Below are 23,201 nucleotides of genomic sequence, written 5' to 3' on the forward strand. Positions count from 1 at the left end.
AGCAAAGCTACAGAGCGGCTCATCCGGATGTCCTTTCTCAATGGCGGCGCCGGTGTGTCCGGCGCCAAACTCCATAGCTGGGCAACCTAATGCAGCACTGTGCGGCGAACAAGCTACCCATTTGGACAGGTAGGCGGTGATTGCGGCCTCAGGCCGGGTGACGGATATAGCCCAATTGCAGGGCCTTGCCGATGGCTGACTTGCCGTTGGTGACCTGCAATTTGCCGAAGATATTCTTCATATGAAACTTGACCGTATGGGAGGTCATCGAGGTCAGGAGCGCCACTTCGTTGTAGGTCTTGCCCAGGCTCACCCAGGACAATACTTCGGTTTCCCGTGGGGTCAGCACCGTCTGTTGCGCGACCGGCGCGGCGTGCTCTTCCAGGGCCTCGTCGTACATCGAGACCAACAGCATCTGCAGTTCACTTTGATGGGCCAGCACGGTCTCGCGAAATTGCTGGTCCTCGCCGAAGCTGCACAGATTGAGCACCGAGTAGAAACCGCGATTGCCATGCACGATAAAACTGGCGCCCTCGCCAACGGGTTTGTAGGGGCCCGGCACCGGCACCGCCTCATCGGCCACGGCCAGCAGGTGTTCATCACTCCAGAAAAACGGTTTGATCCGGGTGCGGGTCAATGAAACCAGCTCGCCACGCCGGTAGAAATCGTCGGCCGTGTCGGAAGGCTCCATGGCTTCTGGGTAATTGGACACAATCTGCGCTTGGTCCATCGACGGCCCACACTGGTAGACCTCAAAGTGCCCCAGGCCACGGCGGCTCAGCTCGGCATCGAGCAAGCGGCGCATATCCTCGGGCAGCATGGGCGATTTCTTATCGGGTTGGCCATTAGGTCGCACGGGTATCTTCCTTGAGCATTCGACCCGGTCGAGCATGAAGCATGCCTGGCTTGTCTGTCCAGGCAGCGGATGACAAACACAGGGGCTAGACTTGCGCCGCGAACGCCTCGCGAAAGCGCTGCATCTCCTGCGGGTTGCCCACGGTCACCCGTACCCACTGCGGCCAGTCCTTCCATACCCGCCCCACCAGCACATTCTGTGCTGCCAGCCGCTCGATCACCCGCTCTGCCGGGCGCTTCACGTCGATCATGAAGCAATTGCTGTGGGAAGCGGTGCAGGTAAAGCCCCGGCCCTTGAGCCAGGCGATCGTCTCATCGCGCAACCTGGCATTTCGCGCTTTGCGTTGGCCCACCAGCTGCGAATCTTCCAGGCTGGCACGGGCGGCCAGCAAGCTGGCGCCGGCCGGGACGTTGTCGCCACCGAACACCGCCAACCGCTCCAGCAGCGCCGGGTGGCCGATTGCCAGGCCCAGGCGCGCACCGGCCATGCCGTAGATCTTGGAGAACGTGCGCAGCACCAGCAGGTCGTCATGGTCGTTGACCCAGCTCACGCAACTGGGGGCGTCACAGAAGTCGATATAAGCCTCGTCCACTACCAGCACGCTGCCCTTGGGTTTGTGCGCCAGGGCCTGACGGATGGCCTCGGTCGAGGTGAGCGTACCGGTCGGGTTGTTGGGGTTGCACAGGTACAGCATGCCGGCCTGTGGGTCCGCCGCGAGCATGGCAGGCACATCGTGGGCATGCTGGGCGTCGAGGTTCACTTCTTGCACCGGCGCCTTGATCGACTCGGCCGCCTGGCGCGGTACTTCGTAGGACGGCGTGGCCATCACCAGACCGCGGGTCTGGCTGGTGAACGCCAGCACCGCGTAGCGCAGGGCGGCCATCGAGCCGGCAAACACTCCGACGTTGTCTTCGGCTATGCCCTGTTGTTGGGCGAACAGCGCGGCCAATGCATACATGTCCGGGTAAGGGTAACGCCCGGAGGCTGCAATCGCACGCTGCATCGCCTGGCGAGCCGCGTCTGAAGGGCCGTAGGGGCTTTCGTTGTAATTGAGCAGCACCTTGTCAGATTTCGTCGGCGCCGGGCTGGCGAGGGCCCAATTGAGCTGCCCCATCACAGGCAGGGCCGCGCCCAGGGCGAGAAGGGATCGACGACTGACACGCACCATGATGGCTACTCCTTGTAGAGGCGCGAGGGATTCGCGCGGGCCGTTCAGAAGAGTATGACGAGAAAGCCGTTGCCTGATTTACCACCAAGGCGTATCCCTGCACTCAGTACTTTATTGTTATAGCGGGCGCATGCAACACTTTCACTGCCGCCAAACCCGCAACATTGGGTTCTGCCGGCATGGACTGATGACTAAATGGAAGTGGTGAGCACTTGATACACAGACGGGAAAAAACCGAGCACTTGAAGAGCAACATCAAGTACTTGATCAAGAGTCGTGGCGAAACCCAGCTTTCGTTAAGCAGTGCTGCCGGCCTGACCAGGACCACCATCTACAACATCCTGGAAGGCAAGGTCGTTAACGTACAGCAGTCGACGATTCGCAAGATCTCGGACTTCTTTGGCGTCTCCTACGAAGAAATCGAGACCATCAGTTTTGAGGCCAAGGAAGTCATCGAGAGCAATGTTTCCCCGCTGGGTAACAAGAACCCGGCAGCAGTACCTGTGCTCAAGGAAAGCCTGCTCATGCAGAACCTGGGCAAGCGCATCGGTGAACTGGCCACGCTGCACCCGCTGACGTACTACTTCGGCAGCGCCTGCAATTTGATCGGCGTGCGCCTTGAGCACGGAATTCCGGGCCTCAATGAACCGGGGGACTTGCTGATCGTGCAGAAAGGCTCGTCGAGCGACGATAAAGAAAAGCTGGTGTACGACCGCGCCACCAAGAAGCTGTTCATCACCCTCGAACCCTGTGGGAACTCAGAGCGTTTGTGTGTCATCGGCGACATCCTTGAGGAGCGCTTCAATGACAACGTCTGAGGGCGCCGTTGAAAACAGCAAATACAAGTTGCTGGGCTTTGAAAACGACAAGCGCCTGGCGGTGATCATGGTGATCGCCACGGGCAAGGTCCTCAAGATCAAGCTGAGTGAAGTGCTCAGCAGTGAAATGATGGACAACTTCAACAAGATGGAAATCAAGAACCTGTACAAGAAGTTCTATTCCCAAGGCGGAGCACTGACCGCTTACGAGATAAACGACCGCAATGAAAACTCCTGGATGATCTACATCATCCTGAACTTGCTGCTGTTCACCTTCTATATCTTCACCAGCATTGCCGCGACCAAGCCGATTTACCTGGAGTCGTTGGGCATCATCGTCACGCCGGGCACGTTCCTGTACCCGCTGACCTTTTTGATCGTGGACTTGCTCAACGAGAATTTCGGCTTGCGCCTGGCCAGGCGGGCCATTCTGTTTGCGTTTGCCAGCAACGCGATGATCATCATCCTGCTGTATGGCTCGACGTTCCTGCCGGGGCTGCCGGGCTGGAAGCTGGATGGGCCTTATACCGACGTGATCCTGCAAGTGTCGTCGGTGCTGGTGGCCTCTTCGGTGTCGTTTCTGGTGTCGGAGAATATAAACTCCTACCTGCTGTGCAAGATCAAGGAGCTGACCAACTCCAGGTACCTGTACTTGCGGATATTCCTCAGTACGTTCTTCGCGGTGATTATCGACAGCTTCCTGTTCTGCTTCATTGCCTTCTACGGCGCGATGCAGACCAGCGATATCCTCAGCATGATTTACGTGCAAATCGCGATCAAAGTCGGCTTTGCGTTCTTCAACATCCTGCCTGCCTATGGCGCACGCTCATTGTTCAAACGCTATCAATAATCCTGTAGGAGCGAGCTTGCTCGCGAAGAACGTCAACGATCACGCAGCGCATCTGGTGGAACGCGGCGCTCTCAGGTTTTTCGCGAGCAAGCTCGCTCCTACAAGGGTTATTTGAGTTGCAACTTGTGCTTGAGGCTCTGCATGACAGGTGTCTTGTTCTGCAGGTAGTCATTCAAGCCCCGAGCGCGCAGGTTGCACGCATCACACTCACCGCAGCCGGTACCGATGATGCCGTTGTAGCAGGTCAGCGTCTGCTCGCGCACCAGCTCCAGTTGGCCGTGGTAATCGGCCAGGGCCCAGGTCTCGGCCTTGTTCAGCCACATCAACGGCGTGTCCAGGCGCACGTCGTATTCCATGCCCAGCTTGAGGGCCTGGTTCAGCGCTTTGACAAACTCATCCCGGCAATCGGGGTAGCCAGAGAAGTCGGTTTCGCACACGCCGGTGATGACGGTCTCGGCCTTGACTTGGTAGGCGTAGATCGCAGCCAGGGTCAGGAACAGGATGTTGCGCCCCGGCACAAAGGTGCTCGGCAGGCTTTCACCCGAGCTGTTCACGGTCGGCACCGGAATGTTGTCACGGGTAAGGCTGCTGATTGCCAGCTCATTGAGCAGGGACACATCCATCACTTTGTGCACAGTGGCACCCAACTGCTTGGCCAATTTCTGGGCCACTTCGATTTCTGCCACATGGCGCTGGCCGTAATCAAAGGTAATGCAGTGCACTTCGTCATACAGCGGCAGGGCCTGGATCAGGCAGGTGGTCGAATCCTGCCCGCCACTGAAGACCATTACGGCTTTTTTACTCATTGCATTGCTTCCTGCATTTGTAGAATTGGGAGGTAGGAGCGCGCTCGCTCGCGAAAAACGTCAACGATAACGCAGCGCTCAATAAAAAACCCCGCGCGACTTTCGAAGGCGGGGCTTTTTTTACTGCAAGACCACTCAGTGGGCGTAGGTCAGCAACAGCTCTTTCGGCACTTGGAAATCCAGGGACATCATCACGCTGAGCGCGGTGATGGTGAAGATCGAGAACACGAACAGCTTGCGCGCCCAGACGGTGTCATCCACAGCCTTGTAGCCGGTCCAGGCCATGTACAACCAGTACATGCCCATGGCGGCGGCGACGGCGAGGTAGCTCATGCCGGCGTAGCCACTGAAGGTCAACATCAAGGTCGCCACGAGGAAGGCCAGGATGTAGAGCAGGATGTGTTTCTTGGCCACCTGGATGCCACGCTTGACCGGCAATACCGGAATCGACGCAGCCAGGTAGTCATTGAAGCGGAAAATCGCGATGGCGTAGGAGTGCGGCATCTGCCACAGGCTGAACATCACCAGCAGCGTCAGCGCGGCCATGTCGAAGCTATTGGTCACAGCCACATAACCAATCACCGGCGGCATCGCCCCCGACAGACTGCCCACCAGCGTGCCGTGAACCGACTTGCGCTTGAGGTACAGGCTGTAGAGACCGACGTAGATGACAAAACCGATCACGGCAAACAGCGCCGCCAACGGGTTGGCCACCTTGTACAACAGGGCCACACCGGCAACACCCAGGACGGTCGCATAGATCAGTGCCAGCTTCAGGGAGATGAGGCCCTGGACCAGCACGCGATTCTTGGTGCGCTCCATCTTGATGTCGATGTCACGGTCGATGCAGTTGTTGAATACGCAACCGGAAGCAACCACCAGGGACGTACCGATCATTGCCGCCAGGAAGATGGCCAGATCGACATGTCCCTTGGAGGCCAGGAAGAAACCGCCCGCCACAGAAAGCACGTTACCGAAAATGATCCCCGGTTTGGTGATTTGGATAAAGTGCTTAAGCGACATCGGGTCTTACCTCACTTCGCCATCATGTAGGTGTGGATGCTGAACATGATCCACAGCGACAGACCAACCAGCAGAACGATCACCAGGCCTGCGAACACAAACGCGATCACGTTCTCGCGCTGCTCTTTGGAGCGGTCCAGGTGCAGGAAGTACACCAGGTGAACCAGCACCTGAATCACCGCGAACGCCAGGACGATCATCAAGGTGATCGACTTCGGCAAGGTTGGGTACATCACCAGGCCGAACGGGATCAGGGTCAGGATGACCGACAGGATGAAGCCGATGGCGTAAGACTTTACGCTGCCATGGCTTGAATCGTGGCTGTCATGGGAGTGTGCATTAGCCATTACAGAGTCCCCATCAAGTAAACGACGGTGAATACGCAGATCCAGACCACGTCCAGGAAGTGCCAGAACAGGCTCAGGCAGCTCAGGCGGGTCTTGTTGGTGTTGGTCAGGCCGTGCTTATTGACCTGATAGATCATCACCGCCATCCACAGCAAACCTGCGGTTACGTGCAGACCGTGGGTGCCGACCAGCGTGAAGAACGCCGACAGGAAACCGGAACGGTGCGGGCCGTAGCCTTCGGAGATCAGCAGGTGGAACTCGTTGATCTCCATGCCGATGAAGCCCAGGCCGAACAGGAAGGTCAGGCCCAGCCAGCTCAGTACGCCCTTCTTGTTGCCCTTGTAGAAGGCCAACATGGCGAAGCCGTAGGTGATCGAACTGAACAACAGCAAGGCGGTTTCGCCGAGCACGTAAGGCAGTTCGAAGATGTCGTGGCCCGACGGGCCACCCGCTACGTTGTTTACCAGTACCGCGTACACCGCGAAGATCGACGCAAACAAGATGCAGTCGGTCATCAGGTAGAGCCAGAAACCGTAGACGGTTATCGGCCCCGAGTCGTGGTGGTGGTCATCGTGCCCATGGTCATCGACATGGGCGTGTCCAGCATTGGTCACTAAGTTCGACATGGTTTAAGCCTGTTCCAACGAGGTTTCTACACGGTTGGCCGGGATCTTCTTCTCGGCTACCAGGCGAGCGTGCTGCTCGGCTTCGATGCGTTCGATCGTTTCGACCGGCACCATGTAGCCTTGATCATCACGGGCAGCGTGAATGATGAAGTAACCGATAGTGCCCACCAGGCTCGCGATTGCCAGCCACCAGATGTGCCAGATCATCGCGAAACCGAACACGGTCAACAGCGCACCCATCACCACGCCAGTGGCGGTGTTGTTTGGCATGTGGATCGGTTCGTAGTGCTTGGGCTTCTGGTACGCAGTACCGTCTTCCTTGGCTTCGGTGAACGCATCAATGGTGTTCGCAGTAGGGATCACGGCGAAGTTGTAGAACGGTGGTGGCGACGAAGTCGACCATTCCAGGGTGTGGCCGTTCCATGGGTCGCCGGATTCGCACATGTTCTGCTTGCGATCACGCACGCTGACGTACAGCTGGATCAGCTGGCAGGCGATACCCACAGCGATCATCACCGCACCGAACATGGCAACGTACAGGTACGGTACCCACTCAGGGTTGGTGGTGGCGTTCAGACGACGGGTCATGCCCATGAAGCCCAGTGCATAGAGCGGCATGAACGCGACGAAGAAGCCCGAGATCCAGAACCAGAACGCAGCCTTGCCCCAGCCTTCGTGCAGCTTGAAGCCGAACGCTTTCGGGAAGTAGAAGCTGAAACCAGCGATGTAGCCGAATACCGCGCCACCGATGATCACGTTGTGGAAGTGGGCGATCACGAACAGGCTGTTGTGCAGCACGAAGTCAGCACCCGGGATGGCCAGCAGTACGCCGGTCATGCCGCCGATGGCGAAGGTCACCATGAAGCCCAGGGTCCACAGGACCTGGCTGGTCATGCGCAGACGACCGTGGTAGATGGTGAACAGCCAGTTGAATAGCTTCACCCCCGTCGGGATGGAAATCAGCATCGTCGCCAGGCCGAAGAAGGCGTTGACGCTGGCCCCCGAACCCATGGTGAAGAAGTGGTGCAGCCACACCATGAAGCCCAGTACGGAGATCGCGCCCGATGCGTAGACCATCGAGTGGTGACCGAACAGGCGCTTGCCGGTAAAGGTCGAGATCACTTCAGAGAAGATACCGAACGCTGGCAGGATCAGGATGTACACCTCAGGGTGACCCCATGCCCAGAACAGGTTCACGTACATCATTGGATTGCCACCAAGTTCATTGGTGAAAATGTGGAAATCCAGGTAACGGTCAAGCGACAACAGCGCCATGGTAGCGGCCAGGATCGGGAACGAAGCCACGATCAGTACGTTTGCCCAGGTGCAAGTCCAAGTGAAGATCGGCATGTCCATCAGTTTCATGCCAGGGGCGCGCATTTTCAGGACGGTGGCCAGGAAGTTGACCCCCGTCAATGTCGTCCCGAGCCCTGATAACTGTAGCGCCCAGATATAGTAGTCCACACCCACGCCCGGACTGTATTGCAGCCCCGACAATGGCGGATACGCAACCCAACCGGTCTTGGCGAATTCGCCGACGCCCAGGGAAACGTTGATCAGCACCACGCCGGACACCAGCAGCCAGAAGCTCAGGGAGTTCAGGAACGGGTAGGCAACGTCACGCGCACCAATCTGCAGCGGCAAGGCAAGGTTCATCAAGCCGGTGAAGAAAGGCATCGCCATGAAGATGATCATGATCACACCGTGGGCGGTGAAGATCTGGTCATAGTGTTCAGGTGGCAGGTAGCCAGGCGAACCCTCGGTGGCCATGGCCAACTGGGTACGCATCATGATGGCGTCGGCAAAACCACGCAGCAGCATGACCATGGCAACGATGACGTACATGACGCCGATTTTCTTGTGGTCGACCGAGGTCAACCACTCGGTCCACAGGTAGGACCACTTCTTGAAATAGGTGATACCCGCAACCAGCGCCAAACCACCCAGCGCGATCATGGCGATAGTCACCATTACGATCGGCTCGTGGAATGGGACCGCGTCCCAACTTAATTTACCAAACATCGTTTACTCCTCTGCCCCAGCAGTTGAATGCGCGCCCGTATCAGAACCTTCAACCACGGCCACTTCTTTCTTCTCGTGCTTGACCGGCTTGCCTGGCTTCATACCTTCGTACTTGTCGACGATTTTCTGAAACAGGTCCGGCTCATACGCGGAGTACAAGGCGACAGGGTTGTTCTGGCTCGGTTTGGTCAGAGCGTCGTATTCAGCTTGATCAAGCTGTTTAGGTGCGGCCTTGACTGCAGCTACCCAGGCGTCGAAATCTTCCTGGCTTGTCGAGATCGCTTTGAATTTCATGCCGGTGAAGCCAGCGCCGCTGTAGTTGGCGGAGATGCCTTCCATTTCAGCTTTCTGGTTGGCGATCAGGTGCAGGCGGGTCTGCATGCCTGCCATCGCGTAGATCTGGCCACCCAGTGCAGGGATGAAGAACGAGTTCATCACGGCGTCGGAGGTGATCCGGAAGTTAAGCGGGGTGTGCTCAGGGAAGCGGATCTCGTTGACAGTGGCGATACCCAGGTCCGGGTAGATGAACAGCCACTTCCAATCCAGCGCGACCACTTGGATGTTCACAGGCTTGACGTCGGATTCCAGCGGACGGTACGGGTCCAGCGCGTGGGTCGACTTATAGGTGATGTAACCCAGGGCGATGATGATGAGGATCGGAACCAGCCACACCGCGATCTCGATCTTGGTGGAGTGCGACCACTTCGGCGCGTAGGTCGCGCTGGTGTTGGACGCGCGGTATTTCCAGGCGAAGGCGAAGGTCATCACGATCACAGGCACCACAACCAGCAGCATCAGCAGGGTAGCGGTGATGATCAGGTTTCGTTCATCCAGACCGACCTGTCCTTTTGGGTCGAGCAAGGTCCACTTGCAGCCTCCCAGCATTAACATCATGCCAAGCAGCGGCAAAAAGCCTAGTAATCGGGGGTACCTGTTTTTACTCATCTCACGACCTCTAAAGCAGCTTGCGCAATGCAGTTGGGTTTTGATCGCCAACACTTCACCCTGCCAAGGGTTGGCATTTCTCTTCGATTGAATAAGAGCCTGCCCGACACGTCATGACTGTACGTTTCACGGACCTGCAGTGAGTTCTTATTCGATTTCGTGGCTAAAGGCCTTGTTACAGACCAATTCCATTTGGTGCGGATAGTTGAAAGGCTGCCGGAACCTGGGGTCGCATTGAGCCTTCCATCTGCTCCTCGACCGCTCCAATGCTCAAATATTGAACAGCACCGGACATTCAGTGCGGGCGATTGTAGTTAGCTAGCGATGTATAAACCATGTCTTATAAAGAAATAATTTTTATCGATTCCAGCAACAATCCTTCACCAAAGTTGCAAAGATTCGCGATCTTATCGTGTTCGATTCTCAACAAAAACCACAAAAATTGCCGTGTTATTGGGCACAGTGCCACTTCCCTTACGGCTTGTAAGGGCATGCGGATGCCGTCCAAGTCCCCATAAAACAAGGCATTCATAGAGGCAGCAGGGGTTGGGGCCGCACACAAATCGGGCCTCCGCACGAACCACGAACTGACAGCACAATTTGTGCGCCGGGTGCAAATTTAAGGGCTGATTCGGCGGGTCAGAAACGTCCTGCGACAGCGTCCGTGTGACAACATGTCGCACGCTGCGCGCACCTTCCGTTTCCCCTCGTCACGGTGCTTTCACAAATCCCTACAAACAAAAACGCTCCGGCCTTCATTCAAAAGGAACGGAGCGTTTGGCAGGCTCGGCGACTCAGGCTTTGGGGTGACGGTTGCGATAGATGCATAGGGGCACCAGGATCGCCGTCAGCACGAATGCCACCAGTGCCCATTGGGCCAGAGACAGGCCGAGAATCGGTGGGTAGGGGGTGCTGCAGAAGCCGTCGACCTGGAAGCCCAGGGGAAACACCTTGGCCAGGGGCAGGTCGTCGACGATCGGTTGCAACACATCGATACCGCAGCTGACCTGGGGGAAGAACTGGGTGTACACGTGATGGCCGGCCGCAGCCACGCCACCCAAGGCGCTGAGCACCACCAACCCTTCAAAGAACGTCAGCGCGCCCTTGGTGCGCATGGCGGCGCCGATGAACGCGAAGAGCGCAATCAGCAGCAAGGCGTAGCGCTGCAGAATGCACAGCGGGCACGGTGCTTCGCCCAGCACCACTTGCATGTACAGCGCCCCGCCAATCAGCGCCAGGCAGATGATGCCCAGCAACACCAGAAAGCGCCGCTCCCTGCCTAAACGCATGTCGTCAATCATCCCCGTTTTTCCCTTTCTCTGATTATGGTTGTGCCTGATGGCAACAAGTTTACACACAGGCAGTGGTTAAAACAGAGAGGGGTTAACAGCGGATTAATCGTGGCAAATGTAGCGATTGTGCGGACGCCATCGCGGGCAAGCCCGGCTCCCACATTGGAATGCGATCCTCTGTGGGAGCCGGGCTTGCCCGCGATGATGCCGATACGGTCAACTGGCCAAACTCTATTCCAGCGCCGCCGCGGGCCCAAAGAACTCATAGCGCGCCTGCTTCTGCGGCACACCCAGCGCCTTGAGATGCCGCTTAACCGCCGCCATGAAGCCCTTGGGCCCCAGGAAGTAGACATCAATATCACGCTGCTCGGGCAACCAGGCCGCCAGTTGCTCCTGGTTGAGCATGCCGACCTTGTCTGCCGCCGGGCTGATGCCGTCATCCTCGGCATAGCAGTAGAAACGCTTGAGCTGCGGATGCTGGGCCGCCAGGGTGTCCACCCAATCACGGAAGGCATGTACCCCGCCGTTACGAGCGCAGTGGATGAAGTGCACCGGGCGTTCGGTTGCCAGGGCGGCTTCGAGCATCGGCAGTGTGGGCGTAATGCCTACCCCGCCGCTGATCAGCACCAGCGGTTTATCACTGGCGGCCAGGGTGAACTCGCCCGACGGTGGGAACAGGTCAATGGTCGCGCCGACGTGCATCTGGTCATGCAGGTAATTGGAGACCCGCCCACCCGCTTCGCGCTTGACGCTGATGCGGTACATCCCGGTGTCAGTGAGGGCCGACAGGGAATAGTTGCGACGCACCTCTTCGCCATCGAGTACCAGTTTCAGGCCGATGTACTGGCCGGGCGCTGCGGCCAGGATCGGGCCGTTGTCCACCGGGGCGAAGTAGAAGGAGATGATCTCGTCGCTCTCCTCCACGCGTTTGACCAACAGGAACGGCCGCGCACCCCGCCAGCCGCCGGGCGCCTGGGCTTTTTCGTCGTAGATGGCCGCTTCGGCGCCGATCAGAATGTCCGCCAACTGGCCGTAGGCCGCGCCCCAGGCACTCATGACCTCGGGGGTGGCAATCTCGCTGCCCAGCACTTCGGAAATAGCCCGCAGCAGGCAGGCCCCAACGATGGGGTAATGCTCCGGCAGAATCTGCAAGGCCACGTGCTTGTTGATGATCTTGGCCACCAGATCGCCCAGTTGGTCCAACTGGTCGATATGCCGCGCGTACATCAGCACGCCATTGGCCAGGGCGCGAGGCTGGTCACCGCTGGCCTGGTGGGCCTGGTTGAACAGCGGGCGCACCTCGGGGTACTCGGACAGCATCATGCGATAAAAATGGGTGATCAGCGCTTCGCCGCCACTTTCCAGCAGGGGCACGGTAGATTTGATGATTGCACGGTCTTGGGCACTAAGCATGGGAGACTCCTGGGTCTTCTTACTGATTGCCTTAAAGCAGTCAGCAATCATGCCAACTTATAAATCCTTTAATTTCAACGAGTTAAATATTCTGTAGTCAGTATGACCTCCTAGACTTTATAGTCATAAGGACTACAAGGAGTCAGTATGACTGCACAACCCCTGCTCACCACCTTGCTTCCGTTGGTCGCTGACCTGTCCCGGGACTTGCCCGAAGGCGAGCGCTACCGACGCCTGCTGCAAGCCATGCGCGCCCTGCTGCCCTGCGACGCCGCCGCGTTGTTACGCCTGGATGGCGAGTGGTTGGTGCCGTTGGCGGTGGACGGCTTGAGCGCCGATACCTTGGGCCGACGCTTCAAGGTCAGCGAACATCCGCGCTTCGAGATCCTGCTGAGCAGCCCCGGCCCTACCCGCTTCGACAGTGACAGCGAATTGCCCGACCCTTATGACGGCCTGGTCGCCGGCTTGCACGGCCACTTGGAAGTCCACGACTGCATGGGCTGCCCGCTGTTTATCGACGACCAGCCCTGGGGCCTGCTGACCCTGGACGCCCTCGATACCGAGCGGTTTGAACGGGTCGAACTGGACGCCCTGCAAGCCTTCGCCAGCCTCGCCGCGGCCACCGTCAACGTGGCTGAGCGCATCGAGCGCCTGGCGCTGCGGGCCGAAGACGAGCACCAGCGCGCCGAGATCTATCGCCAGGCCAGCGGCCAGCAGCACAAGGAAATGATCGGCCAGAGCAAAGCGCACAAGCGCCTGGTCGAGGAAATCAAGCTGGTCGGCGGCAGCGACCTGACCGTGCTGATCACCGGCGAAACCGGGGTCGGCAAGGAGTTGGTGGCCCAGGCGATCCACGCCGCCTCTTCGCGCGCCGACAAACCGCTGATCAGCCTCAACTGCGCCGCCCTGCCCGAGACCTTGGTCGAAAGCGAACTGTTCGGGCATGTGCGCGGCGCCTTTACCGGCGCGTTGAACGAGCGCCGGGGCAAGTTCGAACTGGCCAATGGCGGCACCTTGTTTCTGGATGAAGTGGGTGAGTTGTCGTTGACCGTGCAGGCCAAGTTGCTGCGCGTGCTGCAAAGCGGCCAGTTACAGCGACTGGGCTCGGACAAGGAGCACCAGGTGGACGTGCGCCTGATTGCCGCCACCAACCGCGACCTCGCCGAAGAGGTGCGCAATGGCCGCTACCGCGCCGACTTCTACCACCGTTTGAGCGTCTACCCGCTGCAAGTGCCAGCGCTGCGCGAGCGCGGGCGTGATGTGCTGCTGTTGGCGGGCTTCTTCCTCGAACAGAACCGTTCGCGCATGGGCCTGGGCAGCCTGCGCCTGACCACTGATGCCCAGGCGGCCCTGCTGGCCTACAGCTGGCCGGGCAATGTGCGCGAGCTGGAGCACTTGATCGGACGCAGCGCGTTGAAAGCCCTGGGCAACTGCCGCGAGCGCCCGAAGATTCTCAGCCTGAGCGCCCTGGACCTGGACTTGCCCGACGTGACTGCGGCGGTGGCCGAAGAAGCACCGGCCCAAGCCCTGCCCATGGTCAGCGGCGACCTGCGCCAGGCCACCGAGCATTACCAACGCCAACTCATCAGCGCCTGCCTGGAACGCCACCAGCACAACTGGGCCAGCGCCGCCCGCGAACTGGGCCTGGACCGCGCCAACCTGGGGCGCATGGCCAAGCGGCTGGGCCTCAAATAAAGCAGGCACCTCCGTTGATCGTTCCCACGCTCCGCGTGGGAATGCCTCACCCGACGCTCCGCGTCATGGCCTCGAGAGCGGACGCGGAGCGTCCCGAGCGGTATTCCCACGCAGAGCGTGGGAACAATCGAGCCTGAGCGCCCTGGACCTGGACTTGCCCGACGTGACTGCGGCGGTGGCCGAAGAAGCACCGGCCCAAGCCCTGCCCATGGTCAGCGGCGACCTGCGCCAGGCCACCGAGCATTACCAGCGCCAACTCATCAGCGCCTGCCTGGAACGCCACCAGCACAACTGGGCCAGCGCCGCCCGCGAACTGGGCCTGGACCGCGCCAACCTGGGGCGCATGGCCAAGCGGCTAGGCCTCAAATAAAGCGGGCACCTCCGTTGATCGTTCCCACGCTCCGCGTGGGAATGCCTCACCCGACGCTCCGCGTCATGGCCTCGAGAGCGGACGCGGAGCGTCCCGAGCGGTATTCCCACGCAGAGCGTGGGAACAATCGAGCCTGAGCGCCCTGGACCTGGACTTGCCCGACGTGACTGCGGCGGTGGCCGAAGAAGCACCGGCCCAAGCCCTGACCATGGTCAGCGGCGACCTGCGCCAGGCCACCGAGCACTACCAGCGCCAACTCATCAGCGCCTGCCTGGAACGCCATCAGCACAACTGGGCCAGCGCCGCCCGCGAACTGGGCCTGGACCGCGCCAACCTGGGGCGCATGGCCAAGCGGCTAGGCCTCAAATAAAGCGGGCACCTCCGTTGATCGTTCCCACGCTCCGCGTGGGAATGCCTCACCCGACGCTCCGCGTCATGGCCTCGAGAGCGGACGCGGAGCGTCCCGAGCGGTATTCCCACGCAGAGCGTGGGAACAATCGAGCGCACGGGCCTTACGAAACACCAGCACATTCCCCAACATCACCAGCACCAGCCCCATCAACGCCGGCGCCGTCCACTGGTACCCCTCAGCCACTGCCGACACATTCAGCGCCACCACCGGAAACAGCACCGTGCAATACGCCGCTTTCTCCGGCCCCATGCGGCCCACCAGGGTGAGGTAAGCGGTAAAACCAATCACCGAGCCCGGGATCACCAGGTACCACAGCGCACCGATATACCGTGCACTCCAGTCCATCTCGAAGGGAATGCCACGCACCGCGCAATAGGTCGCCAACATCGCCGCCCCATAGGCCATGCCCCAGGCATTGGTGGTCAGCGGCTTGAGCCCGGCCTTCTGTTGCAGGCTAGACAACAGGTTGCCCGCCGAGAAGCACAGGGTGCCCAGCAGGGCCAAGCCCAGGCCCAACAAGGTTTGCGGGCTGGCGGTATGCCCAACCAGCTCCGGCCAGAACAAAAAGCCCAGCCCCAGCAGCCCAAGCGCGCCGCCCATCAGCACGTTACGCGCCACCCGCTGGCCGAAAAACACCCGGGCATTGAGCGCGTTCCACAAGGTCGCCGTGGAGAACACCACCGCCACCAGGCCACTGGGGATCCATTGGCTGGCGGTGAGAAAGCACATGAAGTTGACGCAGAACAGGCACAGCCCCTGCGCCAGGCAGATCAGGTGCCCGCGCCGGTTCATCGCCTGCAACTTGCGGCTGAGCAGCAACAGCACGAACAGCACCAGAGCGGCCAGGCCGAAGCGATAGACAATCGACACAGGAATCGCCACCACGCCCAGCTGCCATTTGAGCGCAATCCAGGTGGTGCCCCAAATCAGCACCGTGAGTAAATACAGGAAGAGGTTCATAGCAGGCTCCGTCGTTTGAGCCACAGTGTTGCCTTCAACCACCCTGAGGTTCTTGCACATTCTTGCGCTTTTGTCGGGCGATGGGCTCACAGCGCCCGCCGCCGGGAGTAGGATGCAAGACGTCGGAGAACACACCATGCCAGAGCTGGAATCGCTGCACGTCTTTCAATCCCTCAACCGCTCGCCTCACGCACGCTTGGAAGCCTGCGCCGAGCTCGGTGACGGTTTGTCTGCGGCCGTGTGGAGCAACCACCACGATGCCCAGGACTACCAGGCGCCCAGCCATCACACCTTGTCCTGTTATATCGGCGGCGGCACGGGCACCTTTCGCCGTGACCGGCCAGGCACCAAGGGCGGCCCCGACAAATTGTGCATACTGCCGGCCGAGCACCAGTCGGCGTGGGTGATCAATGGCGAGATACGCCTGGCCCATGTGTATTTCAGCCCGGAACAATTTGCCCTCGGCTGCGTCACCCTGCTGGACCGTGAGCCACGGGAGTTGCAATTGCGTGAGGGCACCTTCCTTGAAGACCCCTTCCAGGCCCGGCGTTTTCACCAGTTGGTCAGCCTCAACTGGCACGAGCCCGGCGAGCGACTGCTGACGAGCAGCCTGGCCCATGAACTGCTCAGCCATACCTTGCTCAGCCAGGTCGGCGCCCGCGAAGGCCTGCGCTTGAAAGGCGGGTTGGCCGCGCACCAACGGCGGCGGTTGGTAGAGTACATCGACCAGCATATGGAAGACGCCATCAGCCTCGGCCAGTTGGCCGCCATGTGCGCGCTGTCCGAATACCATTTCGCCCGGATGTTCCGCCAAAGCTTCGGTGTGCCGCCCCATCAATACCTGCTGGCACGGCGTCTGGCGCGCGCGCAAAACCTGCTGCGCAGCAGTGCTTTAGCGATCAGTGAGGTGGCCTTGCTGTGCGGTTTTTCCAGCGCCAGCCATTTCAACCAGCGCTTTCGCCACGCCATGGGCGCCACGCCGAGCCAATACCGCCAGGCATTCTGCGCCTAGACCATCAAGCCCAACGTCTTCGCCTTGGCCACCGCCTGGGTGCGTCGCTCTACCCCCAGTTTGCTGTGGATACGCCGCGCATGCGTCTTGACGGTGTGCAGGGAGATATACAGGCGATCAGCGATTTCCAGGTTGGAGTTGCCGAGCGCGATCAGTTGCAGCACCTCCAGCTCACGCTGGCTCAGCGGGTTTTGCGCCGCCCCGGCAGGCGCGGCCTGGGGCTCCAGGCCCAGCTCACTCAAAAGCCCCGGCGCGCGTAAACGCAACTCGCGGACCGCCTGCTGCACCTGGCAACGCTCTGCCAGCGCCAAGCCCGCTTGCAGCGACCGGCGCGCCAACGCCGGGTCGCCAAGCTGCCAGGTCACTTCACCGAGCACCAGGTGCAATTCGGTTTCCAGGCAAAGCATGCCGCGTTGCCGTGAGGTGTCGAGCAAGGCATTGAGCCGCGCAATGGGTTGCTCGGCGCAGCCCAGCTTGACCTCGGCCAGCACCAGCAAATACTCCAGGCGCGGGATCAGCTCCAAGGTGGCCGGCGGTGCCTGCTTGGCGCAAGGCCCGCGAAAGTGGCGCAACACCCGGCGCACGGCTTGCACCGTCAATTCAGCGCGGCCTTGCTGCAACCAGAAGTGCCCACTGACCAATAGCAGTACCGCGCGGTACACCGTGTCGGGTACCTGACGCTGCTGCATCAGGCGCTCGGCGTCGCGCAATTGAATGAACGCCTGGGCGTAGTCGCCACGATTGGCTGCCAACAGCGCCAGGCCCAGAAAGCCATACAGCACGCGCTTGTCCTGGCTCTGCAGGCACATGCTCAAGCCAGCCTCGAAACATTCAGCGGCCAAACCGTCCTGGCCCTGACGCAAGGCTAGATGCCCGCGCCGCAGGACAATACGCCCCACCAACGGCCCGGCGGTGAGACTTTGCCCGGCCAACATCGCCTGCACCTTCTCCAATAGGCTCTGTGCCCGGTACGGCGCGCCACGCTGCTCCAGCAACTGGGCGTGGTCCAACTCCAGCAGGGCCTCCAATACCAGCGAACCGTGAGCCCGGGCCAGGCACAGCGCTTCACGGTTCAAGCCTTGGGCGGCCTCCAACTCACCGCGCAGCAAGGCTTGCTGGGTCAGGCCCGACAGGCACATCAGCCGTGATGTCCAGGCGCTGTCAGGCAGCGCTTGCAGGGCTTCGAGAAAGTGCTCACGGGAGCGTTCGGCATCGCCGCTCAAATGCAGCAACCAGCCCCATTGCGCCTGCCAGCGCGCCAGCAGATAGCGTTGCGCGGCGGCCGTCGGTTGCGGGGCAAAGCGGGCCAGTTGCTCGATGCACAAGGCCGCCTGTTCGAATCGCCCGGCGAACAACAACGCGGCCGTGAGCAGCCCCACCAACTGCGCGGAACCCAACATCAACTCATCGCCATGCTGTTCATGCAGGCGTAACAGCAACACGGCGTTCTGCTGGCGAAACAAATCCTCGAAACTGAAGTGCTGCAACAGGCTCACCGCCACTTCATATTCCTGCGCCAGCAACGCCTGCTCGAAGGCGGCTTGCCAGTCGCGCTCGGCGCTGAACCACTGGCAGGCGCGGCGGTGCCACGAACGCTTGGCCGGCCAGGGTTCGTCGCGCAGCAGGCGCGCCAACGGCGGGAAGATGTGCAGCCAGTCGCTGGTGTCTTCCCAGGGCTGGATAAACGCCCCGAGCGCCTGTAGCTCGCGCAGGTACTGATCGCCGTCGCCATAGCCGAACAGGTGTTCGCACAGGCTCAGGTTAAAACGCGGCAAGTGAGCCAGTACACGCCAGGCTTCGGCCAGTGGCGCCGACAAGGTGCTGAAGAGTTCGTGTTGCAGGTAATCCAGCAAGGTCTTATCAGGGTGGTTATCGCCCAGCGCGGCGATGCGCACACCGGCACACCAACCGCCGCTGAATTGCATCACACTGTCGACGTTCTGCCCTGGGGCGAGCAGCGCCTGGACCTCCGCAGCGCTGAACGACAACTCACTGCACTCCAGCAATTCATCCTCCAGCAACAGGCGCGGCCAGTTGCACACCGGGCGCCGCCGCGCACCCAGCCACCACGTCAGTTGCGCACTGCTGGCGCTGAGCAGACGGTCGAGCAACGCGTCCAATTCGGGGCCCGGCAGGCGGCAGAAGTCATCCAGAAACAGCCACGCAGGATTGGGCCAGCGGCTGAGGTCGAGCAATAAGGTGGCTTCATCGATAAACACCAGGCCCAGCTGTTGCGCCAGCCGTGTGCACAACTCCAATGGGCTGAGTGCTGCGCCATGGAGCGGCATCCAATGAACCAGGCATCCCGCCGGCGCCTGCAATGCACACTCGGCGAGCAGCGCACTCTTGCCGCAGCCACCCGGCGCGCACAGCAACCTCACACGCGCCTGCGCCGCGAGCAAAGGCTGTGACAAGCGCGGACGCAACAGGTGGTGGGCGGACAGCCGTGGCATGCATCCAGGACGGTCCAGGCAGCGGGTCATGGCGGTCATTGCTGCATCCTGCTGTTTTTATTGTTGCGTCACCCTAGACCTGTGGTTGGCGGTTGTTGAAGAAGTATTCAGCGGGGTGATTGAAGACCATAAAAATCGCGGTAGACACCATTCAGTGTGGGAGCTGGGCTGCCTGGGATGGCCATCGGTATCTACACCACTTCGGTACGACGCTGATCCTGTGGCGGCCTAATAGCCGACGCTGATCTAGCTGACGCGCCGCGGTCCAAATGTGGGAGCTGGCTTGCCTGCGAAGACGGCCTAACAGTCAACACAGTTGGACCGGGTACATATCCGTTATTTAGGTAACGGCCACCTAGGGTTCCGCCCTGACGGCGGCTCACTTTCGAAAAGCCGGAATGCCGGCCCAGACAAAAGTAAGCAAAGCGCTCTTGCCCCACCACTCGGCACCTCGCTTAGGCTCGGTGTGCCCGTAATCCGCCAGCGTGGTTTAACGGGGCGCCTAAGATCAAGATCAAGAGCCAATCAAGAGCGACTCGCTTCGCATCGTGGTTACCGTCCACCGTTACAGCGTTGTGTAGATACCTATGGCTATCGCAGGCAAGCCAGCTCCTACCTTTTCAACCTCACTACTTCGATGCGGAGTCAGCGAACACCCTCCGTCCTCAGTGCCGCCGGGGTGTAGTCCGCCGCCTTGGCCGCGAAGCCGAACACGAAGCTGCTTTTCTCTTCGTTCTTCATGCCCAGGGCGATGTAGCGCCCGGCTATCAGGTCGTACAGGGTTTCCACGGTGTAGGCCGGCACCTGGTGGTCGTAGTAGAACTGCGCATGGCCTTCGGCGACGCGCCACAGTTGGCCGCGGCCGTCGTAGTGGTCCACGAGGGCGACTTGCCAGCTGTCTTCGTCGATATACATGTGGCGCTTGGCGTAGATGTGCCGTTCGTTGGGCTTGACGGTGCCGACCACTTCCCACACGCGGTGCAGTTCATAACGGGTCAGGTCCTGGTTGATATGCCCGGCCTTGATGATGTCGTCGTACTTGAGGCTCGGCGAATCGAGTTTGTAGCTGTTGTAGGGGATGTACATCTCCTTCTTGCCCACCAGTTTCCAGTCATAACGGTCGGGCGCGCCAGAGAACATATCGAAGTTGTCGGTGGTACGCAGGCCATCGGAGGCGGTGCCTGGGCCGTCGTAGGACACCTGCGGCGCGCGCCGCACACGGCGCTGGCCGGCGTTGTAGATCCAGGCCAGGCGGGGTTCCTTCACCTGGTCAAGGGTTTCATGCACCAGCAGCACATTGCCTGCCAGCCGCGCCGGGGCGGTGACCGACTGCTTGAAATAGCTGAGCACGTTGGCGGCCTTGGCCGGGTCGATATCCGGGATGGCCTGGGGCACCGCCACTTCTTCTTCGAAGCGGATCGGCGTGTAGCTGCCATTGGTCTGGGGCGTGGCCTGGGTGATGATGCGCCGCAGGTTGCCGCCGTGGTAACGGGTGATGTGATTCCACAGCACCTCCACGCCATTCTTGGGGATAGGGAACGCGTAGTAACGGTTGCCGGTGAAATTCTCCAGGCCGTTGCCATCGTTGATCGCCTTCACATTCACGGCGCTGCGCTTGATCGACTCGTAAATGTCCGCCGGCAAGTTGACCGTGCGGTGGCTGGGATACACCGGGATCTTGTAGGTTTCTGGGTAGCGCTTGAACATCGCCACTTGGCCGTCGGAGAGTTTGTCCTTGTACTTGTCCACCGTGGCGGCGGTGATCACGAACAGCGGTTTTTCGTTGGCGAAGGGGTCAGCCAGGAAACCCTTGCTGTCCACCGCGCCGGCGTTTTTCGGGATTCCGCCGGTCCAGGCCGGGATCGAGCCGTCGGCATTGCCGGCTTTTTCGGCGCCGACCGGGGTGAGGGTGGTGCCGAGCTTGGCGGCTTCTTCGGGCGATACTGCCGCCATTACGTTGGCGGCCAATACGCTCAGGGCCAACACTGCAATCATCTTACGCATAGGGTCTTGTCCTTCTTTTAAGCCAGATCAGAAGTTCACGCCGAAGCTGAGGGCGAGGAAGTCGCGGTCGGTCAGGGTGTTGTAGTCACCGCCAAAAAAATCGGTGTAGCTCAGGCTTGCGGTGTAGGTGCTGCGATAGTCCGCATCCACGCCGACGCTGATGGCCTTGGCGCCTTTGTTAAACAGGCCGTTGGGGCCGTAACCGGCCACGTCATGGGACCAGGACAGGTTGGGCTTGAGGTTCACACCGGCAATGGCGTTGTTGTAGTCAAGGATCGCCCGCGCCCGGTAGCCCCATGAGGTGGAGGTGACAAAACCGTCGGTGTCACCTTGAAAACCATAGGCGCCGTATACCGAGTCTCGGCCGTAGCGCAGTTTGCTTTTGTCTTCCAGGCCGGCGACGTGCACCACCGCCGCTTCGCCCACCAATGTCAGGCGCTCGGCGCCCAGTACCTGGTCGAAGAACTGGGTCATGGTGCTCTGGATCTGGGTGATTTCCTTGCGGCGGTAGCCTTTGTTGTCATCGCCGAAATTGCTGCGGATGGGTGAAGCGAGTTGGCCCGCGATGGGGTTGACCAGGGCCAGGGTCAGGTCAGTGGTGTTGAGCTGCACCGGCGCATTGGGCCGATAGCTGATCTCGCCGGTCCACGCCGTGCCCGTGGGCAACGTGGTGGAGAAGCTAGCGCCGAACAGGCGGATGTCTTCGGGGTAATCCAGGTAGTACTGGCCACGGCCAAGCATGGTGCTTTGCGCCAAACCGCCCCCGGAACCAGGCGCCAGGGCGTTGGCGGTGTTGATGATGCGCCCGATGGTCGCCAGGTTGGTATTGGCGGTCAGGGTGCCGACGGTCGGTGTGCGGCTGTGGTAGTTCATGAAGTACAGGCCGTACTCAGTGTCATCGCCCAACCAGCGCAGCGCCGCGCCGAACTGGCCGGAGTCGCGCGCATCGCGGTCACCGGCACGCCGTACAATCACCCCTTCATTGGTCACGCCAAACCCTTGGCCAAAGGCAGCCGCCACCGGTTGCAGCGGTCGGATCGCTGGGCTGCCGACGGTGTAGTTATTGGTGCAGCCGTCCGCCGCCACGTCCCCGCCGAAGAAGGTGCCGCAGTTGTCGAGCACCGTCTGGTCCCATTCCAGTTGGTAGAAACCTTCCACGGTCAGTTGATTGGTCAGACTCTGGGAGGCAAACAGCATGTTCACCGGGATCAGGCCTTCCTTGATCTCGGCACCGGGCCTGCGGAACGCCGACACGTCGATCGGGTTGATGCTGTTGATGGAATTACCGATGAAGGTACTTTCGCCCCAACTGACCACCTGCTTGCCGGCGCGCACGGTGCCGGGCAGGTCGCCCAGGGAGTAGTTGTGGTAGACGAAGGCATCGAGGATCTGCGCACCGCTGGACTTGGCGCCTTCCTTACGGTTGTGGTCGCTGATGGGCTTGAACTCGCGGCCTTCGTCCTTGAGCTCGAAGTCGTACCAATACTTGCCACGCACGAATACGCCGGTGTCGCCGTACTTCAACTCAAGGTCGTGCAGCCCCTTGAAGATCTTGGAGAAGGTCTCGCCCTTCTTGAAGTTGAGGCGCCCGTCATCCCCGGTGGACGCCTGGCCCGTCCCGCCATTGACCGTGCCGACCAGGCTTTTATCGGCATCGCGCATGCCCCAACTGGCGCCGACGGACAGCGAGGAGTCGAATTGCCCTTCGATCTCGCCGATATTGAACGAAACAGCCTGCGCCTGGGCACAGCAGCCCAGCGCAACCGCAGTGGCCAGCGCCTGTGGCGTGAAGATGGCGCGCATTATTGTTTTTGTCATGCGTCTTCCCCGGTGAGTGACAGAAGGCCCCACCCTACTGCCGCCCTTGAGGAGCGATAAGCGCACCAAGGAGGTATTCGTGTTGTCGCTCGAAAGGATGAAGGGGTTCGATGGCAGGGCGCTCGGCCGGGGCCATGCATGGGATGGATGAAGGCTTATCAGAGGAATCGATGGCGACGAGCAATTATTGTCGATTTGGTAACAGTCCTTGTCCCGAACTGCTATTACTCATTCTGTTACAACCGATTATTCTTACTTGGCTTTCAGGGCAAACGCCCGCTCCCGCATCGGGGAGAAAAGCCGATTTATAA

General features: G+C 60.4%; 18 protein-coding genes and 2 pseudogenes. 6 read left to right on the forward strand and 14 right to left on the reverse strand.

All coding sequences use genetic code 11. The annotated features are described in order from the left end of the window. Nucleotides 1-148: 148 nt before the first annotated feature. Together TX24_RS13940 and ptaA are read right to left on the reverse strand one after the other, a co-directional pair. The gene (locus TX24_RS13940; protein WP_186354260.1) at nt 149-820 is read right to left on the reverse strand and encodes a helix-turn-helix transcriptional regulator; all 672 of its coding nucleotides are present in this window, start codon (nt 818-820) and stop codon (nt 149-151) included. Between the two features lie 121 nt (nt 821-941). Then, complete coding sequence (ptaA, locus tag TX24_RS13945) at nt 942-2,024, reverse strand: pyoverdine biosynthesis transaminase PtaA (protein ID WP_003194046.1); 1,083 nt, start codon at nt 2,022-2,024, stop codon at nt 942-944. Nucleotides 2,025-2,236: 212 nt separating this feature from the next. Between ptaA and TX24_RS13950 the strand changes: the two genes are divergently transcribed. Next, nucleotides 2,237-2,842 carry a helix-turn-helix transcriptional regulator gene (locus TX24_RS13950; RefSeq protein WP_003194047.1) on the forward strand — a complete coding sequence of 202 codons (606 nt, stop codon included), beginning with the start codon at nt 2,237-2,239 and terminating at the stop codon, nt 2,840-2,842. Beyond that, entirely contained in the window at nt 2,829-3,692 is an 864-nt protein-coding gene (locus TX24_RS13955) for a queuosine precursor transporter (RefSeq protein WP_003194048.1), read from the forward strand. Before TX24_RS13950 ends, TX24_RS13955 begins: the two co-directional genes overlap by 14 nt. Before the next feature lie 107 nt (nt 3,693-3,799). Here the strand turns inward: TX24_RS13955 and queC are convergent, their stop codons facing one another. The 8 genes from queC to hmpA all read right to left on the reverse strand — a co-directional run bounded on the left by queC (nt 3,800) and on the right by hmpA (nt 12,166). Next, complete coding sequence (gene queC / locus TX24_RS13960) at nt 3,800-4,498, reverse strand: 7-cyano-7-deazaguanine synthase QueC (protein ID WP_044268318.1); 699 nt, start codon at nt 4,496-4,498, stop codon at nt 3,800-3,802. Between the two features lie 135 nt (nt 4,499-4,633). Beyond that, nucleotides 4,634-5,521, reverse strand: a complete 888-nt coding sequence (gene cyoE / locus TX24_RS13965; RefSeq protein WP_003194050.1) for a heme o synthase — start codon at nt 5,519-5,521, stop codon at nt 4,634-4,636. A gap of 11 nt (nt 5,522-5,532) precedes the next feature. Continuing rightward, entirely contained in the window at nt 5,533-5,868 is a 336-nt protein-coding gene (gene cyoD / locus TX24_RS13970) for a cytochrome o ubiquinol oxidase subunit IV (protein ID WP_003194051.1), read from the reverse strand. Then, on the reverse strand, nt 5,868-6,494 hold the full coding sequence (locus TX24_RS13975; protein WP_057710527.1) for a cytochrome o ubiquinol oxidase subunit III: 627 nt from the start codon (nt 6,492-6,494) through the stop codon (nt 5,868-5,870). The genes cyoD and TX24_RS13975 overlap by 1 nt, the downstream gene beginning before the upstream one ends. Nucleotides 6,495-6,497: 3 nt before the next feature. Beyond that, nucleotides 6,498-8,516, reverse strand: coding sequence for a cytochrome o ubiquinol oxidase subunit I (cyoB, locus tag TX24_RS13980; RefSeq protein ID WP_003194053.1), 2,019 nt, complete (start codon nt 8,514-8,516; stop codon nt 6,498-6,500). Nucleotides 8,517-8,519: 3 nt separating this feature from the next. Further along, nucleotides 8,520-9,461: a ubiquinol oxidase subunit II gene (gene cyoA / locus TX24_RS13985; RefSeq protein WP_003194054.1), complete on the reverse strand. Its 942-nt coding sequence runs from the start codon at nt 9,459-9,461 to the stop codon at nt 8,520-8,522. A gap of 794 nt (nt 9,462-10,255) precedes the next feature. Then, on the reverse strand, nt 10,256-10,762 hold the full coding sequence (locus tag TX24_RS13990; RefSeq protein WP_003194055.1) for a disulfide bond formation protein B: 507 nt from the start codon (nt 10,760-10,762) through the stop codon (nt 10,256-10,258). A gap of 222 nt (nt 10,763-10,984) precedes the next feature. After that, the gene (hmpA, locus tag TX24_RS13995) at nt 10,985-12,166 is read right to left on the reverse strand and encodes an NO-inducible flavohemoprotein (protein WP_003194056.1); all 1,182 of its coding nucleotides are present in this window, start codon (nt 12,164-12,166) and stop codon (nt 10,985-10,987) included. A gap of 147 nt (nt 12,167-12,313) precedes the next feature. On the opposite strand from hmpA, the gene norR reads away from it, so the two are divergent. From norR to TX24_RS14010, 3 genes and pseudogenes are all read left to right on the forward strand, one after another. Further along, nucleotides 12,314-13,861: a nitric oxide reductase transcriptional regulator NorR gene (norR, locus tag TX24_RS14000; protein ID WP_003194057.1), complete on the forward strand. Its 1,548-nt coding sequence runs from the start codon at nt 12,314-12,316 to the stop codon at nt 13,859-13,861. A 130-nt stretch (nt 13,862-13,991) separates the two neighbouring features. Beyond that, nucleotides 13,992-14,231, forward strand: a pseudogene (locus TX24_RS14005) (helix-turn-helix domain-containing protein); the annotation flags it as partial. Nucleotides 14,232-14,361: 130 nt separating this feature from the next. After that, nucleotides 14,362-14,601, forward strand: a pseudogene (locus TX24_RS14010) (helix-turn-helix domain-containing protein); the annotation flags it as partial. A gap of 63 nt (nt 14,602-14,664) precedes the next feature. Here TX24_RS14010 and TX24_RS14015 read toward each other — a convergent pair. Continuing rightward, nucleotides 14,665-15,603 carry a DMT family transporter gene (locus tag TX24_RS14015; RefSeq protein WP_003194058.1) on the reverse strand — a complete coding sequence of 313 codons (939 nt, stop codon included), beginning with the start codon at nt 15,601-15,603 and terminating at the stop codon, nt 14,665-14,667. A 136-nt stretch (nt 15,604-15,739) separates the two neighbouring features. Between TX24_RS14015 and TX24_RS14020 the strand changes: the two genes are divergently transcribed. Further along, nucleotides 15,740-16,615: a helix-turn-helix domain-containing protein gene (locus tag TX24_RS14020; protein ID WP_057710530.1), complete on the forward strand. Its 876-nt coding sequence runs from the start codon at nt 15,740-15,742 to the stop codon at nt 16,613-16,615. Here TX24_RS14020 and TX24_RS14025 read toward each other — a convergent pair. The 3 genes from TX24_RS14025 to TX24_RS14035 all read right to left on the reverse strand — a co-directional run bounded on the left by TX24_RS14025 (nt 16,612) and on the right by TX24_RS14035 (nt 22,890). Then, entirely contained in the window at nt 16,612-19,107 is a 2,496-nt protein-coding gene (locus tag TX24_RS14025) for a LuxR C-terminal-related transcriptional regulator (RefSeq protein WP_057710531.1), read from the reverse strand. The genes TX24_RS14020 and TX24_RS14025 overlap by 4 nt on opposite strands. Before the next feature lie 606 nt (nt 19,108-19,713). Continuing rightward, complete coding sequence (locus TX24_RS14030) at nt 19,714-21,072, reverse strand: DUF1329 domain-containing protein (RefSeq protein WP_057710532.1); 1,359 nt, start codon at nt 21,070-21,072, stop codon at nt 19,714-19,716. A gap of 27 nt (nt 21,073-21,099) precedes the next feature. Then, the gene (locus TX24_RS14035) at nt 21,100-22,890 is read right to left on the reverse strand and encodes a DUF1302 domain-containing protein (protein WP_003194062.1); all 1,791 of its coding nucleotides are present in this window, start codon (nt 22,888-22,890) and stop codon (nt 21,100-21,102) included. Nucleotides 22,891-23,201: the final 311 nt, after the last annotated feature.

Origin of the sequence: Pseudomonas lactis (assembly GCF_001439845.1) — a bacterium.
GTDB lineage: Bacteria > Pseudomonadota > Gammaproteobacteria > Pseudomonadales > Pseudomonadaceae > Aquipseudomonas > Aquipseudomonas lactis.